Raw genomic sequence first — 14,334 nt, 5'->3', positions numbered from 1 at the left:
TGTATATGAATAGTGTGAGATATATATATAAATATTGGTAATCTATTAAACTGATATATAAATATCATTATCTGATCGAAAAATATATAAGATTGACGTCAAATTAATTTTCCTTATCCAATTCCACAAGCATCTCTTTGAGAACTGGTAATGGAAGGCCGACTACATTGGAGAGATCACCTTCAATTCTTTCCACGAAATCTGCACCTTTTCCCTGAATAGCAAAGGATCCTGCTTTACCAAATGGCTCACCTGTGCCCACATAGGAGTCAATTTCCTTTTCAGTAAGATCGCTGATCCATATCCTGGTAGTCTCATACTGAGTGAGCTCTCGATCTCTGCCTATATCAAATACAGTTATTCCTGTGATAGCCTGTATCTGCTGTCCGCTTATCCTGCGTAGCATTTCCCTGGCAGCATTCTCATTTTCCGGTTTTCCGAGCACTTCATCTCCGCAGACAACAACAGTATCCGCAGCGATGATAACACCGTCCCTGAAATTGCCTGCAACATCCCTGGCTTTTTCCAGTGAATGATGTGTGACAAGTTCTTCCGGAGTGACCCTTTCAACTCTTTCTTCACCATAAGAGCTCGTAAAGACCTGAAAATTATCTCCTATGAGTTGTTTCAGTAATTCTTTTCTTCTCGGGGAAGCCGAAGCAAGGATGATTTTGGTCATATCTGATCTTTTGTTGGGTTTTGTAGAAATCCGATGTAGAAAAGCCTTTCTTATGGATCGAGGGAAAATAAAAAAAATAGTTGTCAACAGGGAAGAAGCTCACCTGAAAGACCTCTTGATGCTCATATATAATCACAAAGCTACATTACGATAGATTGGAAGCTACCTTAAAGTGATGTTGCCGTGTCCTCCATCGGAGAGCCCTTATACCTGTCAAATATGGGGACTTCGATTTCCGGATACCACATCTGCAGGAAGGTAAGCATATGATATTTTACAAACACCCTGGCAGGCATACTGACAAAAGCAATTGCAAGCACGAATATAATCAACTGGATGAAGACCACAGGTGCAAGTATTATCCAGACAAGCGTATCTGATGCTGTAAGTGCCGAGAGAACGAAGTACACTGCCCCATCAAAGACAAGGAAGAGCAATAGAGCAATGGCGGACATTATCAGAACGGCAATACCGACAACAATGGCCACCGCAATGTTAAGCACGATACGTCCTATCCAGTAAATAATAATCTGCTTCCAGTCCTGCCTGAACTTTTTCACTACCATGGAGAAAGCACCGAATATACCTGATCCGGCATACAGGCTTACAGGTATGGCGAGATTTACAAATGAGCCTATGATCCCGCCTATCACCCCGAGTACAAAGAATATGAAGATCAGCAGGAATATCAGATAGACTATGTTTGCAAGCATTGAACTTTCAAGACTTGCATCTGTCTGGCCGGTCAGGTAGTAGATAAAAGGCAGGGCAACTATAGCAATAATCAACAGGTACAGTATACCAAGCAATAGACGGAACAGGAATAGACCGAAACCCTTTCCCAGAAAACTTCTCGAATATTCCCAGAACCTGACATCATTACTTACCAGGGATTCCACGAGAACGAATTCCATAACACTTGAAATATATGCAAATATAAGCGCAAGCAGAATAATAAGCAGTATGGCTCCTACCATGTATGCTAAAGCATTCATCGAAACGGTATCATAGATATTTTCAAAAACGTTCTCCGCGCCTGTCGGGAAGTCCTGAGATACCGGCATATCCGTTTCGTCAAAGGAGTAGTTGCCCCCTCCGGTATTGAAATTCATTCCACCGCCCACAAGAAGGACGATAATCGTGAGTTTCATCCATTTCCAGAAATCAAAAGGCTCGATCAGGCACTTTTTGGTCCGCTCAAATGCCCTATCAACTGCGTCTACTACATACCAGCTCATGTATAAAACTGGTAAGTGTTAGGATAAATAATTAGTGATTTGATACGAAAGCGTTTTTCAGACAAACTCGATTAGCCGCTATCAGAAGCATGCAGATCAATTAAGTGAAAAATATTCTTTTTTCCTGAACTTGGTCATAAGGATGATTTCCTTGAGCATGACAAGTCCGTCGTCATCAGGATACATATCAATTGCCTGATCCAGTACCTGTACGGAGATATCAGGTCTCTTGTAACGCAGATACGCATCAGCGGTCATGATGAGTACGCTTTTAGAAGCAGGATTTATTCTGGAAGCTTCTTCCAGGTAAAAAAAGCCTTCATCAAAATCACCAAGAAGACAAAATGTAAAACCTTTACTTGCCATTATTTCCTCATTATCGGGATTTATGGCCAGTATCCTGTTAAGACATCCGATGGCTTCCTCGTATCTTTCTTCAAAGACAAGATTGTCAGCTTCTCTTTTCAACAGCTCGATATCTTCCATGCTTTGCTTATCGATCTGTGTGTCCCCGTCGATCAGCTCATCATCTTCTTCCCATCCGGTATCTTTTTCCATGATGTCACATCCAGAATGATATCAGCATCGCCACTATAAAGATTATTATTGGCTCATATAAAAGTCATTCCCGGATCCAGTTCAGCGGGAAAAATCTGGATAAGTTGGCTAAAGATTTTTAATTAGCGGAAATGGAGAGTTTCAACTAAGTTGTATAATGCTCTGCTTTATGAAAGTTGATTCAGGCATTCATTGCAATATTGCCAAAAAAGCAAAAACCCTTGTCTTTTTTACTCAATCGTGGTTTGAGGACATTCATGCCTGCATCCATTATTCTAGAAGCCGCAAATATCTGCACAAGAGACGCTTTTCCTTCTTCGAAACGGTCCCCTATTTCTCTCATCCCTTCAACAAAACCCTTCTCGATAAAGTCAACCGGGTCCAGACCTGCATCAAGTGCCTCCTGCGCAGCAAATTCTGCCTCTTTGTCATCAAGGGTTATGATGGAATGTCTGGCCATTTCGATGATATCCTGACAGCTAAGTTTTGGATCAGTCATTTAATAACACCTTTTATTATAATTCAAATTTGATATTAATAAAGTATTATATATAGCTTGTGCATGCAATTAATTAATCATGCTTGTAAATAATATTCGTTTTTAACCATCTTATGAGCGTGCTTCTGGAGTAAAATCAAGTATAATTGTTTAATTTGCATGAACAAGAATACATATAGTAACTTGAAGTATATAAGTCATACGCAAATAATAACACAACTTATTATATTAGATAACATACCTAATGATTAGCACTCAGAACCACACATCCCACTTATTTCAGGATTCAAAATAATGAGTATAGAGATAACCGCCCAACCAGTAACCAACAAGTCCGAACAACAATGTCCCGGGTACAAAAACCACTCTATCGGAGCCTGAGTACATATAATACAGGTTTATAAGAGGAAGATATGATAATGAGAACAACAGAAAGCCCAATAATTGTAAACTGACCTTTGTAATTTTCACATGACCACCACTATAAATAACGGATTCCGCACATTACCCAATAATAGTGTTAAATGCCTATCTATTTATTATTACCGAAAATTATAGAGAACCATTAACATAAAAAATTCATATAACAGCCACCTTTGAGAGTTGGAAAATGCATAATCAAAATAACCATAATATCTGCCATCCTCCTGAGATACTTGCACCTGCCGGCGACATGCAGGCTTTGCTTGGTGCCTTAAAAGGAGAAGCTGATGCTGTCTACCTTGGAGTCTCGGATTTTAATGCAAGACAGGGAGCCGAGAACTTCAGTCTTGAAGAGCTTGAAAAAGCCATAGACCTTGCACACTCACTGGATGTCAGGGTATTCCTTGCCTTGAATATCCCTGTTAAACAGAAGGAACTGCAGGATGTACTGAACATAATCGACAGAGCCTATGCATATGGTGTCGATGCCCTCATCCTGGAAGACATCGGGCTTATGAAGCTGCTGAGTGAAATATATCCTGACCTCCCGCTTCACGCAAGTACACAGATGACCATCCATAACAAAGAAGGTGTCGACCTGATCGAAAAGGCCGGCGCTTCAAGGGTTATACTTTCCAGGGAACTTAACTCCGGTCAGGTAAAGAACATCGTAAAAAACAGTAACATTGATATCGAACTCTTTGTTCATGGTGCTTTGTGTTATTCGTATTCCGGCAGATGTCTGTTCAGCAGTTTCCTGGGCAACCGCAGTGCAAACAGGGGTGCCTGCACCCAGCCATGTCGCAGGCCCTATAAACTGACAATTGACGGTAAAGAGGTTAGCGGGAAACTTATCGGAGAATATCCAATCAGTTGCGCCGAACTCTGTACACTTCCTGAGCTTGACAGCATAGTCAAGGCCGGTGTTAAGAGCCTGAAAATAGAAGGAAGGATGAAAAAACCCGAATATGTGACAGCCAGCTCAACGATCTACAAAAAAGCTGTCGAGAAAATATGTGCAGGCAATAAACTCAACAAAGAAGAGATCCAACAATATGAAGCAGAGCTTGCCAAACTTTTCTACAGAGGCTTTACAAAAGGTTTTGTTTCAGGTGAAAGTGATGTCACACACCAGAAATACAGTTCAAGCTATGGACTTTTCCTCGGGAAGGTCAGGAAAATATCGCGTTCTAAGCATCATGCTGACCTGCAACTCAAACTGAATCAGGATATAAGTTCAAAAGACGGAATCTCGATCCTTACCAGAATGCGGATGCTTGGAAGCCGGGTTGATGCCATCCTCAAGGACGGGAAAAAAGTTGAAAGGGCTTCAAAAGGAGACGAAGTTGTTCTCTGGATAAGCCCCAAAACAGGAAAAGCAGTCAGACCCAATGATGAAGTATTCCTCTCAACTGACAGGCAATTGATAGACTCCCTGCAAAAAAAGGATCTCCGTAGAGTTCCTGTGAACATCGTGGTCACAGTCAGGAAAGGAGAAGCTCTCAGGATAGAAGTAAACGAAAGCAGGGCGGATGCAGAGTTTACTGACGAATATATAATTCAGGATGCAAAGAGTTCACCCACGACCCCGGAAAAGATATCTGAAGTGGTCGAAAAGCTGGGGGATACATCCTACTATGCCGACAATATCAATATTGAGGCTGACGAGAATATATTCATCCCAATTGGTGTTATAACCGCTGCCAGGCGTGAAGCAATCTCACTGCTGGAGAATAGAATAAGGGAACTCTACAAACGAGATCAGAAGAATCCTCTGCTTGAAGAAATCATAAAAACCCATTCTGACAGGAAAGCCGCCCCTGAGGACAATATGCTTCTGAGTGTAGAGGTCAGCGATATTGACGGCCTTTTTATCGCCGCAAAAGCAGGAGCGGATATCATATACCTGCCTGCGGATGAGGCTGACCGCCTGATGGAGCCTGAAAACAAAAATGTGATACAGCATCTGCAGAAAAAAGGCACACAGATCATAGTTATGACTCCTCAGGTGACATTCGATCATGAGCTTGCAAATGTTAAACAGACCATGGAAGATGTTCACAGTGCAGGTTTTGGTCTGGCATGTTCAAACCCGGGTACGGTGAAAATTGCTTCTGAGATGGGTATTGATTTTGGGGCCCAGAAAGAACTGAATATCTTCAATTCCCTGTCCGCAGGATTCTACCACACAGAAGGTGCATCGGTTGTGACACTCTCGAGCGAGCTGAACCTGGATGAAATAAAGGATGTGTCCGATGCGCTGGCCGGAGAAGGAGTCAAATGCCATATCGAGCTGCTTGTACATGGCCGTGAACTATTGCTCATAACAGAGAACGACCTGCTCAAACCTCTGGCTGACAGGTCCATGCTGAAAAAGGACAGTGATGTGAAACTTGTCGACCGCAGAGAAGAAAGTTTCCCTGTTAAAAGACAGGGTACGCGTACACTCATCTATCATTCCAGGGTCCTCAGTATGCTTGAAGATTTGGAAGCTCTGCGTGAGAGCGGTGTAGACATTCTGCGTCTTGACCTTTCCCTGAACAATCAAAATTATATAAGGGATACCATACTGGCCTACAGGAATGTAATCCATGGCAAGAGGCCTAAAACCATTAAGAGGAAAAATGAGGTTCTCACAAAAGGTCACTACTTTGAAGGGGTCCTGTAAGCTTCCTGACACAAACTGCGTCCATAGATTGTTGATTCTATGTACATGAATCTCTTATACATATACATGAAAATGTAATTCATATACAAGAATAATCCGCCGTATCGACAAACGTTCAGTCACAACGGAAGATATGTATAAAGTTCAGAGTCAAACCATGGAAGTATCAGTTAAAGTGTGGCGATGTCAGTATGAGTGAACAACTCTATTATCAAAATCAACTCCAGGCCCTGGAGGATATAAAGAATACCTATTTCCGTCAGCTTGATGAGGTAGAAAAGAAAAGGGCAGAGATCGCTATCGGAAAAGAGGAGATCAAGAAAGAGGAATCATTGCTTATCGAAGAATACGAGAGGATTCGGGAAGCAAAGAAGCTCATCTCCATGGAATACGAAGAACTTGTCATCAAGAATGACGAACTCAAGCTGGCAAAAAAGGAGTATGAGAAAAAGAGGGAGGATTTCTCTAAAAAAGAGAAAGATCTTGGTTCCCGGATGGACAGGTATAAGCTTAACCTGGAATCTCTGGAAGAACGTAAATGTGAAAACTACAGGATTCAGAGAGCCCAGTTAGAAGAGGAACTAAGTACACGCAGAAAAGAGAAGCGCTTAAGCCGGATCAAGGAAAGGCTCGACAAGAAATCCGCTTTGATAGCTTCCCAGAAAGCAGACATCGTATCCCAGGAAATGGATATCGATGTGGAAAGCGAAAAGGTTGAGCGCAAGCGCAAATATCTGGAACACCAGAATGAGATAATCAGGTCCAGGGAGAATGAGCTCGAGTCACGCAAAGACGAACTTAATGGGCTCGAGCAAAAGACTGAGAATGAGATCGGAAAACATGTCACTATTCACAGGCAGAACCTTGAGATCAAAAAACTTGATGCCAGGATAGAGCAGCAAGCTGATTATATCAAGGGACTTGAAGACGAGCTCCTGGAAACCACATTAAAACTCGAAACCGCAATATCAGAGCTAAAAGAGATGTCCATATGCTCAGAGATACTGGAGTCCAATATCGATCTCCAGCATGTCCGGACAAGGCCCGTCATGTGAACCCGGGACTACACTTTTTTATTTTACTTTTTCACGGATAAGTACATGTGGTTTGAAGTATATCTGTCCTGAAACCATTCATATCTGCAAACGGTGATAATTTGGCACGTGAACTATCCTCAAAAGATATAGAAATTCTGAAAAAGCTTGCACCTGAATGTGCAGGCCTTGAATGTGCAGGATCCAGGGCACCATACAAATCCATACTTCCTCCTCTGTCAAACCATTTCGCAACTGATGCGGAAGACTTTACAAAGCGCATAGCTGTTCTTGACGATGAAGAACTCCTTTACCTGCTCTCACTGATCAAAAGCGGAGAGGAAAGTCTGGGATGTGTGCAGCCTCATTCTATGGAGATTTTCCTCAACTTCATAGAAGAAAGACTTGATACGAAAACCGCCGAGGAGATCATGGGAATCTACATGGCAGGCCAGGAATGCTCAACCGATGACCTGATCACTTTCAAGTAAGATTTGTTCCCCGCTTACTTTTTCTGTTGCCTCATACAGGTCTGCGATCCCCTGCAATATCCTGTAGCCTTTATTTGTTAACAGGTAGTCACCACGCTCTGTCCTTTGAAGGATCATATCCGTGTCCAGCAGTTTCTGCAGATGGAAGAGAAGATTTCCTCCCCGAAGGCCTGTGATCTTTGAAAGCTCGGAAAAACTCCGGGTCTCCGTACTCAGTGATTTTAGTATAAGGAGTCTCTGTTTGTTTGCAAGGGGCTCGCATATGCTGCTCACCACATCATCAGGAAGATCTACTATACTTGTGGCATCTCCGGTTTCAGATCTCTGGCCTACAGAACCGCTCATGGTACGAAGCAATCCCAGTTGCTTGTTGAACATGGTAGATGCATGGGTTGTACAGGAATCACAATTCTCGGTAGACGCAAACTCTTTGAGTTCATCGAAACGCTCCTGGAATTGAAGAAGTTTTTCTTCGTCCATATTCCTGTCCAGCAGGAGCAGTGACATTTCCTGGAAAAGTTTCTCAAAAGCGGATTTACATACCTGCTTCTGCTCGCAGTCCTCGGGCATACTGTTGTTCAAAGTATTCCTGGCATCATGCATCATGTAGTTTATTAACGGACCTGATAGGTCATTTTTAATATCCGAGAACATCATGTTCATTTGCTGATTACCGGAGTGTTCAAGAACCCTTGAAACCGCCCTGTTCAATGATGAGATCTCGGCCTTGATCTCAGCCAGCTCATCAAGATAGTTATTCCTATCCTGATAAGCTTCCGTGTTCATTTTATGTGAATCTGCAGGTCTTTCTTTCATTTCCAGGCCTTCTGTTAGAGCTTATAATACAGAAAAATAACATTAAACTATATTAATATAACTTTACACTTCACTAAATTCATATCCAAACCTGACTTAAATAGAATCGCAGTAAGAAACCGGAGTAAGCAAATGCCCGTACTCAGCCTAATAGGATGCAAGATACTTGAAGACGAGATCACACATGTTCTGTCCAGATATAATGAAAATACCAGGGTAATTCTTATAGACGACAGGGAGTCCATAGACCTTGCAAGAAAACTCAAATCACAGGATACGCCTTTCTCACTGGCTCCCATAGACAGGATACGGGATTTCATAACATCATCTGAGCCGGGTCCTGTTAAGAAAAAGTTCATGTCACTTTTAGGTAAAAAGTATAAGGATGAGATGATAGTCATCATAAAGATAATGCCCCTGGGTCTCCATGTGGACAGTAACAAACTCAGAGAGATCGTAGCCGGGCAGATAAATCTTATGTCAGAGTTCTCGGACGGGGTCTTGCTTTTTTACGGACTTTGCGGAAACGCCCTGAAGGATATAGGTAACTCAGAGGACATTTCTGTTCCTCTCTATGTCCTGAAGGACAAGAACGGGGAACATGTTGATGATTGCATCAGTATAGCGCTTGGTGGTAACAGGAGATATGAAGAGGAACTTGAAAGGTATAATGACACTGCAACCCTTTATTTTACTCCCCTCTGGGCATCCAGCTGGAAAGATATGAAAGATATCCCTGCTGATGCCGAAAAAATATCCGAGTACAGGTACTCTTTCAGAATAGGACGTGTTGCCAGGCTTGACACAGGCCTGGAATTTGAAAAGGATTTCGATTCCAGAATCAAGGAACTGGCCCGAAAGTTCAATGCTGAGGTAGTTGAACTCAAAGGAAATACGGATATTGTGGAAAACTGTTATCTGAAGGTCCGAAAGAACTTAACAGAACAGACGGGAACTAGCGAATAATATCAATCTGAATCTGCTTTTGTCGTTATTTTCAAGGGGACATTTCACCCTGACATGGCTCCGTAGAATGAACTTAAGCAAAATTGTAAATAGTGGAAGGCCGTACGCATATAGACGCAATTTAATCCTGTGTACCGGGATAAAAAAGGAAGGACCAGATGATTCGTTCAATTCTTGACAACGACCTTTATAAGTTCACCATGCAGATGGCTGTTCTGGAGCTTTTTCCCGACGTTGTGGCAGAGTATCGTTTTACCAATCGCGGAGCACAGCGTTTCAATGAGGACTTTGTCAGGGAACTGAGAAGGATAATCAATGAGGAAACTCCGAAGATCATTCTTACGGATGATGAATATACCTGGCTGAAAGGATCCTGTCCTTTCTTTAAGCCCATGTATCTTGAATATCTCAAAAATTATCGCTTTGACCCGTCTGAGGTAAGTGTGAACCTGAGCGAAGATAAGGATCTTGACCTGAGAATAAAAGGTCCGTGGCATAGCAGCATTCTCTGGGAGATCGTGCTCATGGCCATCATCTCAGAGCTTTACTTTGATACCGTTGAATCGGACTGGAAGAATAAAAGAGAAAGCGGTTCAGGCCGTGACTCCCTGCTCAAAGGATATGCTTCATTCATGGATGATATAGGCCGTGAACTGGAATCCGAAAAGTGTGCTTTTTCCGAATTCGGGACCCGAAGGCGCAGGAGCTTTGAACTGCATGACACAGTAATTGCCTCACTGTCCGGACTGGAAACTTTTTCAGGAACAAGTAACGTCTTTTTTGCAAAAGAATACGGCCTGCGTGCCATTGGTACTATCGGACATGAGTGGATAATGGGAATTTCCGCGCTGATTGGTTTGCGCAATGCAAATCTTTTCGCACTTGAGAACTGGGCTGAGATCTATAAAGGTGACCTGGGGATAGCACTCTCGGACACATTCGGCTCCGGACCTTTCTTCGATAATTTCAACCTCAAGTTATCCAAACTCTATGATGGTGTCCGGCATGACAGCGGAGACCCTTTTACTTTTGCTGACAGGGTCATAGAACATTATACAAAAGCAGGTATCGACCCCATGAAGAAACTAATTGTTTTCAGTGATTCACTCCACGCCAGGGATGCTATAAAAATAAAAGAATACTGTGAGGGAAAGATTAACTGTAGTTTCGGGATTGGTACAAGTCTTACGAACAACCCTGATTTTTTCAGCACAAGTCCTCCACTGAACATGGTAATTAAACTGCATTCAGTAAACGGGATTCCTGTTGTAAAATTAAGTGATGACGAGGGTAAGGAAACCGGTGATCCTGATGCGATCAGGGTTGCGAACTATACATTCGGAAGAAAAGGACTTGATGAATAAAAAACAGATTCCTGCTTTCAGCTTATTCTGAAAAAAGTTGTAATGGGAACGTGAAGGGCACCGTTGTGAGGTGCCCGATGATGTCCACCACCCAATACATGAAACCAACCTGCATTGTAACCATATTAATTTTTACAGATATAAACTATATGTCGTTTAATTTTACCTTGCTTTAAAAATTTCAATACAAGCAAAAATGAGCCTGTCATTATTATTTCATAGCTCACCAGATTTCAATACACCGAAAATTAACTTGAAGAAGTTTTGCTGCTTCAGGGCTGCAGGCTGCCTGCTCGTTATTGAAGACGCATAGTTCTTTTCAGGTCCAGTGCCATCTCGTAACACCTGTCTCCCGGAGAGCATATATCCCTTACTTCACCTATTGTCCTGAAACCCAGTTTCATATAGAGTCGTATTGCCGATTGATTATTGATCTCAACATAGAGCATGATCCTGTCAATACCGTTCATTTTCATCTCACGGATACCTTTACGCAACAAACTCTCAGCAACACCCTGTCTCCTGTATCTGTCATCAACGGCAATGGAGTAAACCGTACATAACTTTTTCATCCCCCCGGAAGAGAATACGGGTTCTGCAAAAAAGAAACAATATCCTTTAACGGCTTCATCATCCCTGTAGACATAACAGATGTTGTTGAAATACTGAGCATACTTCAGGAATCTGTCCTCATGGATCTCCGTGAAATTTTCCTTATATATCTGCAACACATCATCAGCAAGCTCATCACTAAGGTTTGCTATTTTATGATCTTCAAGCTTTATCCAGTTCCTGACAAAAAGAATTCCTATAAATAACTCAAATACCCTCACAGGTTTTTTCCGGAAAAGGGTTACTTTCTCAGCAAGGTCTTCGGGAACTATCTTCATGGCAATACATCAAAAACGATATTGGATTTGAAAGATCGTTTTTTTGTATTATTTAAAACAATTATAACCTGAGGATGTAAAACCTTTGTGGCAATATCATCCTTAAGAAAAATACTTACCAAAATAATCAGTTTCAATAGTGACTTAGATTTTTTTCTTCAATTCATATTGAGACTGTCAGGTTCACGTATCAAAACCAAAAGGTCTTCATTCACTCTCCAGAATCAGTTCATGTATGTCCTCAAGCAAGAGGTCAGAGTAAAGAAGTTTCTCAATGGTCCTGACAACATATTTCCTTTGCTGGTGCTTCTGTATGTCCTCATTTACCCGAAGGTCCGAATCGATCTGAACTCTGATAAGCGAAAAACGGAATGCCTCCTCATCAGTTATTTTCATTCTGTAAAAAGTTTCAATATAAAATGGCAGCAAATGAGGATTATCGATTACCTCACATAACAGAAGTAGCTCCTCCGGCAGACCTTTAACAGACTCTTTAAGTATAGTCCTGCCGGTAAGCAGTTTAAGGGTCTCAACCGAGTAGTTTCTTTTATTTATGGTAATATAATGATCTATTCAATCACCCTCGCTTACTTTAAACCGAAACTAGTCTGAGGACACTTTACTTTGTGCAGTTGACTCATTGCTGATTTCCGAAAGCATCTCCTTGCACTTTTGAAGTTCTGCTACGGTATTTATGTTCAGGGCAAGTTCGAGGTCTTCCCGTATCAGGCTGACATACGGTTGTTCATTCTCTACATCCTTGCCATCGAGTATGTTGATGCCCGCAGGGACAATGAGCTTACCCTTCCAGTTGAAGACGGTATCAGGCCTAATCCCGAGTCCTTTACATACATATATAGGAGAGAAAACAGACATTGCAGGTGTCCCGCAGTTATTATATTCCTCAATTATTTGCTCAATAAGCTCAGGATTCAGCAGTGGTATATCGGACATCAGTATCATCACAGGCTCGGTTATCTTTGCTGCTTTTACTGCATAGACCATATCGGCCACATAGTTGCCTCCCATTGTGTCAATTACCTCGACCCTGCCATCGTAGCGGTTCTGTACGATACTGCCGGTTGTTGGTGTTGCAGGCGAGACCGCGACATATATCTTTCCTATGCTTTCCGTGTTCTCAAGTGCGTCGATCACGTATGAGATAAGTGGTTTACCAAGAAGTTCGACTACGGGTTTCTCACCCATGCCAAGCCTGCTTCCAAACCCCCCTGCCATGATTATAGCGTCCAAACAATTCCTCCGATATCATATTTTAAAACAAGATAGATAGCTATCAATGCAATGACCCTGCCGACCTCGTTGGATGAACCGATGACATCCCCGTTCACACCACCGAAATGCCGATTACTTATATTGAGCAGAACAAATGTTGCAAGGATGGCTGCAAGGAAGGCTATAACTCCCGCAAGCGGAATTCCGATAATCCAGAATGCAATCGTGCAGGCAATTATTCCCATCACAAATCCAAGCAGATATTTTAGCATGGTTGTATTGTCCACAAGGATCGAACCAAGTCCTTCGTGTATGGACTTACCGAATGCGGCAGTTGTCAGCATTGACTGCATGGCACTGACCTCGGCAACAAACATCGATATAAAGATAATAACAGCCATATTGGTTACAGAAGTGCTTGAAAGTGCAGCCTCCGCCTGTAATGATACCAGAGCTGCATAGAATGCCAGTAATGTGAGCACGGTAAAGGCAACGCCTCCTATACCCAGTGACATATCCTTTAATGCCTTCAGTTTCTTCTCCCGGGAGCCATGGGCTGTCATACCGTCACCAAGATCCGCTATGCCGTCAAGATGGTTCAGTCCTGTCAGATAATATACGAATATAACAATGAAAACGGCACTCAGTTGTGCTGAAAGGAACAGTTCCAGGACAAAGGCCACGGCACCTATTATCAGGCCAAGCACGATCCCTACAAGTATATGCAGGTAGGTTCTTTTGAAGAACTCATCGAGTCCTTCCATGGTAATACCCACCGGGATTGTAGAGAGGAATCCAAAGCTTGAACGTACTGCCAGTAAAAAGTTATTCATCCTGCGATCACACCGCCCAGATCACTGTCTGATCCCTTCTTTTTCTCTTTAGACTCCTTCTTCTTTTTTCTGGAGGAATTACTGGCTTCTGCCATGCCTCTTGTATACATATTGGCAGATACTCCTCCGATAAGGCCACCTATTACATCGTCCATGAACGGACCGAGCTTTGACAGGATACCGGGCTTTTGCTTATCGAACCTTACAAACTCGAACATCCCCTTATCACCACTGATGTACTTCGAAATGCTCATCCCCAGTACTTCGTCAGCTATTATGAAGGTCAGGTCCTTCTCGTAGGAACTCTTACTTATATCAGGCAGAGTACCGGTTTTTCCTTCTCTCTCAAGGAGTACTCCTGCGTAGATGAGCAGACACAGATTCGGATCGGAAAGGGCGATGTCGAGTTCTTCAAGAAAGCGTTTTTCGGCAATTTCCCTTGTCTCAAGTCCCGGATGCGGTGCATATAACGCCATCGCCGAATCAATGAGCATGTCTACAGTAATGCCTTCGTCCTCGAGTATTTCAAGGATGCTGTGGGTGATCTCTCCTTCCAGCTCTTTTGACTGGTCCTTTTTAAGGTCTTCAGATTCTATGTCCGATAATTTCATTGCCATCACTCTGGATTCAAATAATTCGTAT

Annotated in this window: 15 protein-coding genes; 5 read left to right on the top strand and 10 right to left on the bottom strand. The window is 42.5% G+C overall.

Annotated features, from left to right (window positions below; genetic code table 11):
• Nucleotides 1-103 precede the first annotated feature (103 nt).
• The 4 genes from HWN40_RS06210 to HWN40_RS06195 form a co-directional block, all read right to left on the bottom strand.
• Nucleotides 104-679 (bottom strand): Maf family nucleotide pyrophosphatase, encoded by a 576-nt coding sequence (locus HWN40_RS06210; protein ID WP_176964925.1) that lies wholly within the window; start codon nucleotides 677-679, stop codon nucleotides 104-106.
• A gap of 167 nt (nucleotides 680-846) precedes the next feature.
• Nucleotides 847-1,917, bottom strand: coding sequence for a DUF7544 domain-containing protein (locus HWN40_RS06205; RefSeq protein WP_176964924.1), 1,071 nt, complete (start codon nucleotides 1,915-1,917; stop codon nucleotides 847-849).
• A 96-nt stretch (nucleotides 1,918-2,013) separates the two neighbouring features.
• Nucleotides 2,014-2,475 (bottom strand): tetratricopeptide repeat protein, encoded by a 462-nt coding sequence (locus HWN40_RS06200; protein WP_176964923.1) that lies wholly within the window; start codon nucleotides 2,473-2,475, stop codon nucleotides 2,014-2,016.
• A 181-nt stretch (nucleotides 2,476-2,656) separates the two neighbouring features.
• On the bottom strand, nucleotides 2,657-2,974 hold the full coding sequence (locus HWN40_RS06195; RefSeq protein ID WP_176964922.1) for a cobalamin B12-binding domain-containing protein: 318 nt from the start codon (nucleotides 2,972-2,974) through the stop codon (nucleotides 2,657-2,659).
• Nucleotides 2,975-3,584: 610 nt separating this feature from the next.
• Between HWN40_RS06195 and HWN40_RS06190 the strand changes: the two genes are divergently transcribed.
• The 3 genes from HWN40_RS06190 (at nucleotide 3,585) to HWN40_RS06180 (ending at nucleotide 7,590) form a co-directional block, all read left to right on the top strand.
• On the top strand, nucleotides 3,585-6,065 hold the full coding sequence (locus HWN40_RS06190) for a U32 family peptidase (protein ID WP_176964921.1): 2,481 nt from the start codon (nucleotides 3,585-3,587) through the stop codon (nucleotides 6,063-6,065).
• Nucleotides 6,066-6,256: 191 nt separating this feature from the next.
• On the top strand, nucleotides 6,257-7,120 hold the full coding sequence (locus tag HWN40_RS06185) for a coiled-coil domain-containing protein (RefSeq protein ID WP_176964920.1): 864 nt from the start codon (nucleotides 6,257-6,259) through the stop codon (nucleotides 7,118-7,120).
• Between the two features lie 101 nt (nucleotides 7,121-7,221).
• Nucleotides 7,222-7,590, top strand: coding sequence for a hypothetical protein (locus tag HWN40_RS06180; RefSeq protein ID WP_176964919.1), 369 nt, complete (start codon nucleotides 7,222-7,224; stop codon nucleotides 7,588-7,590).
• Here the strand turns inward: HWN40_RS06180 and HWN40_RS06175 are convergent.
• Nucleotides 7,561-8,406, bottom strand: a complete 846-nt coding sequence (locus HWN40_RS06175) for a winged helix-turn-helix domain-containing protein (RefSeq protein ID WP_176964918.1) — start codon at nucleotides 8,404-8,406, stop codon at nucleotides 7,561-7,563. The genes HWN40_RS06180 and HWN40_RS06175 overlap by 30 nt on opposite strands.
• 132 nt (nucleotides 8,407-8,538) lie before the next feature.
• On the opposite strand from HWN40_RS06175, the gene HWN40_RS06170 reads away from it, so the two are divergent.
• Nucleotides 8,539-9,372, top strand: coding sequence for a DUF1638 domain-containing protein (locus HWN40_RS06170; protein ID WP_176964917.1), 834 nt, complete (start codon nucleotides 8,539-8,541; stop codon nucleotides 9,370-9,372).
• Nucleotides 9,373-9,530: 158 nt separating this feature from the next.
• Nucleotides 9,531-10,736, top strand: a complete 1,206-nt coding sequence (pncB, locus tag HWN40_RS06165; RefSeq protein WP_176964916.1) for a nicotinate phosphoribosyltransferase — start codon at nucleotides 9,531-9,533, stop codon at nucleotides 10,734-10,736.
• 296 nt (nucleotides 10,737-11,032) lie between these two features.
• Here the strand turns inward: pncB and HWN40_RS06160 are convergent, their stop codons facing one another.
• From HWN40_RS06160 to cobZ, 5 genes are all read right to left on the bottom strand, one after another.
• The gene (locus HWN40_RS06160) at nucleotides 11,033-11,626 is read right to left on the bottom strand and encodes a GNAT family N-acetyltransferase (protein ID WP_176964915.1); all 594 of its coding nucleotides are present in this window, start codon (nucleotides 11,624-11,626) and stop codon (nucleotides 11,033-11,035) included.
• A gap of 207 nt (nucleotides 11,627-11,833) precedes the next feature.
• Entirely contained in the window at nucleotides 11,834-12,022 is a 189-nt protein-coding gene (locus HWN40_RS13690) for a hypothetical protein (protein ID WP_343044099.1), read from the bottom strand.
• Nucleotides 12,023-12,229: 207 nt separating this feature from the next.
• A complete protein-coding gene (locus HWN40_RS06150) occupies nucleotides 12,230-12,877 on the bottom strand; it encodes an NTP transferase domain-containing protein (protein ID WP_176964914.1) in 648 nt (215 codons plus the stop codon).
• Nucleotides 12,865-13,692, bottom strand: coding sequence for an adenosylcobinamide-GDP ribazoletransferase (cobS, locus tag HWN40_RS06145; protein WP_176964913.1), 828 nt, complete (start codon nucleotides 13,690-13,692; stop codon nucleotides 12,865-12,867). The genes HWN40_RS06150 and cobS overlap by 13 nt, the downstream gene beginning before the upstream one ends.
• Nucleotides 13,689-14,303, bottom strand: a complete 615-nt coding sequence (cobZ, locus tag HWN40_RS06140; RefSeq protein ID WP_176966310.1) for an alpha-ribazole phosphatase CobZ — start codon at nucleotides 14,301-14,303, stop codon at nucleotides 13,689-13,691. Before cobZ ends, cobS begins: the two co-directional genes overlap by 4 nt.
• Between the last annotated feature and the right edge of the window lie 31 nt (nucleotides 14,304-14,334).

Source organism: Methanolobus zinderi, from assembly GCF_013388255.1.
Lineage (GTDB): Archaea > Halobacteriota > Methanosarcinia > Methanosarcinales > Methanosarcinaceae > Methanolobus > Methanolobus zinderi.
The sequence above is the reverse complement of the archived record's forward strand: the minus strand, read 5'-3'. Positions and strand labels throughout refer to the sequence as shown.

Excerpts from the sequence above, each read along its gene's own strand:
- HWN40_RS06190 (WP_176964921.1), top strand. The coding sequence starts at position 3,585 with ATGCATAATCAAAATAACCATAATATCTGCCATCCTCCTGAGATACTT.
- cobZ (WP_176966310.1), bottom strand. The coding sequence starts at position 14,303 with ATGAAATTATCGGACATAGAATCTGAAGACCTTAAAAAGGACCAGTCA.
- HWN40_RS06170 (WP_176964917.1), top strand. The coding sequence starts at position 8,539 with ATGCCCGTACTCAGCCTAATAGGATGCAAGATACTTGAAGACGAGATC.
- HWN40_RS06210 (WP_176964925.1), bottom strand. The coding sequence starts at position 679 with ATGACCAAAATCATCCTTGCTTCGGCTTCCCCGAGAAGAAAAGAATTA.
- HWN40_RS13690 (WP_343044099.1), bottom strand. The coding sequence starts at position 12,022 with ATGAAAATAACTGATGAGGAGGCATTCCGTTTTTCGCTTATCAGAGTT.
- HWN40_RS06195 (WP_176964922.1), bottom strand. The coding sequence starts at position 2,974 with ATGACTGATCCAAAACTTAGCTGTCAGGATATCATCGAAATGGCCAGA.
- HWN40_RS06200 (WP_176964923.1), bottom strand. The coding sequence starts at position 2,475 with ATGGAAAAAGATACCGGATGGGAAGAAGATGATGAGCTGATCGACGGG.
- pncB (WP_176964916.1), top strand. The coding sequence starts at position 9,531 with ATGATTCGTTCAATTCTTGACAACGACCTTTATAAGTTCACCATGCAG.
- HWN40_RS06185 (WP_176964920.1), top strand. The coding sequence starts at position 6,257 with ATGAGTGAACAACTCTATTATCAAAATCAACTCCAGGCCCTGGAGGAT.
- HWN40_RS06160 (WP_176964915.1), bottom strand. The coding sequence starts at position 11,626 with ATGAAGATAGTTCCCGAAGACCTTGCTGAGAAAGTAACCCTTTTCCGG.
- cobS (WP_176964913.1), bottom strand. The coding sequence starts at position 13,692 with ATGAATAACTTTTTACTGGCAGTACGTTCAAGCTTTGGATTCCTCTCT.
- HWN40_RS06205 (WP_176964924.1), bottom strand. The coding sequence starts at position 1,917 with ATGAGCTGGTATGTAGTAGACGCAGTTGATAGGGCATTTGAGCGGACC.
- HWN40_RS06175 (WP_176964918.1), bottom strand. The coding sequence starts at position 8,406 with ATGAAAGAAAGACCTGCAGATTCACATAAAATGAACACGGAAGCTTAT.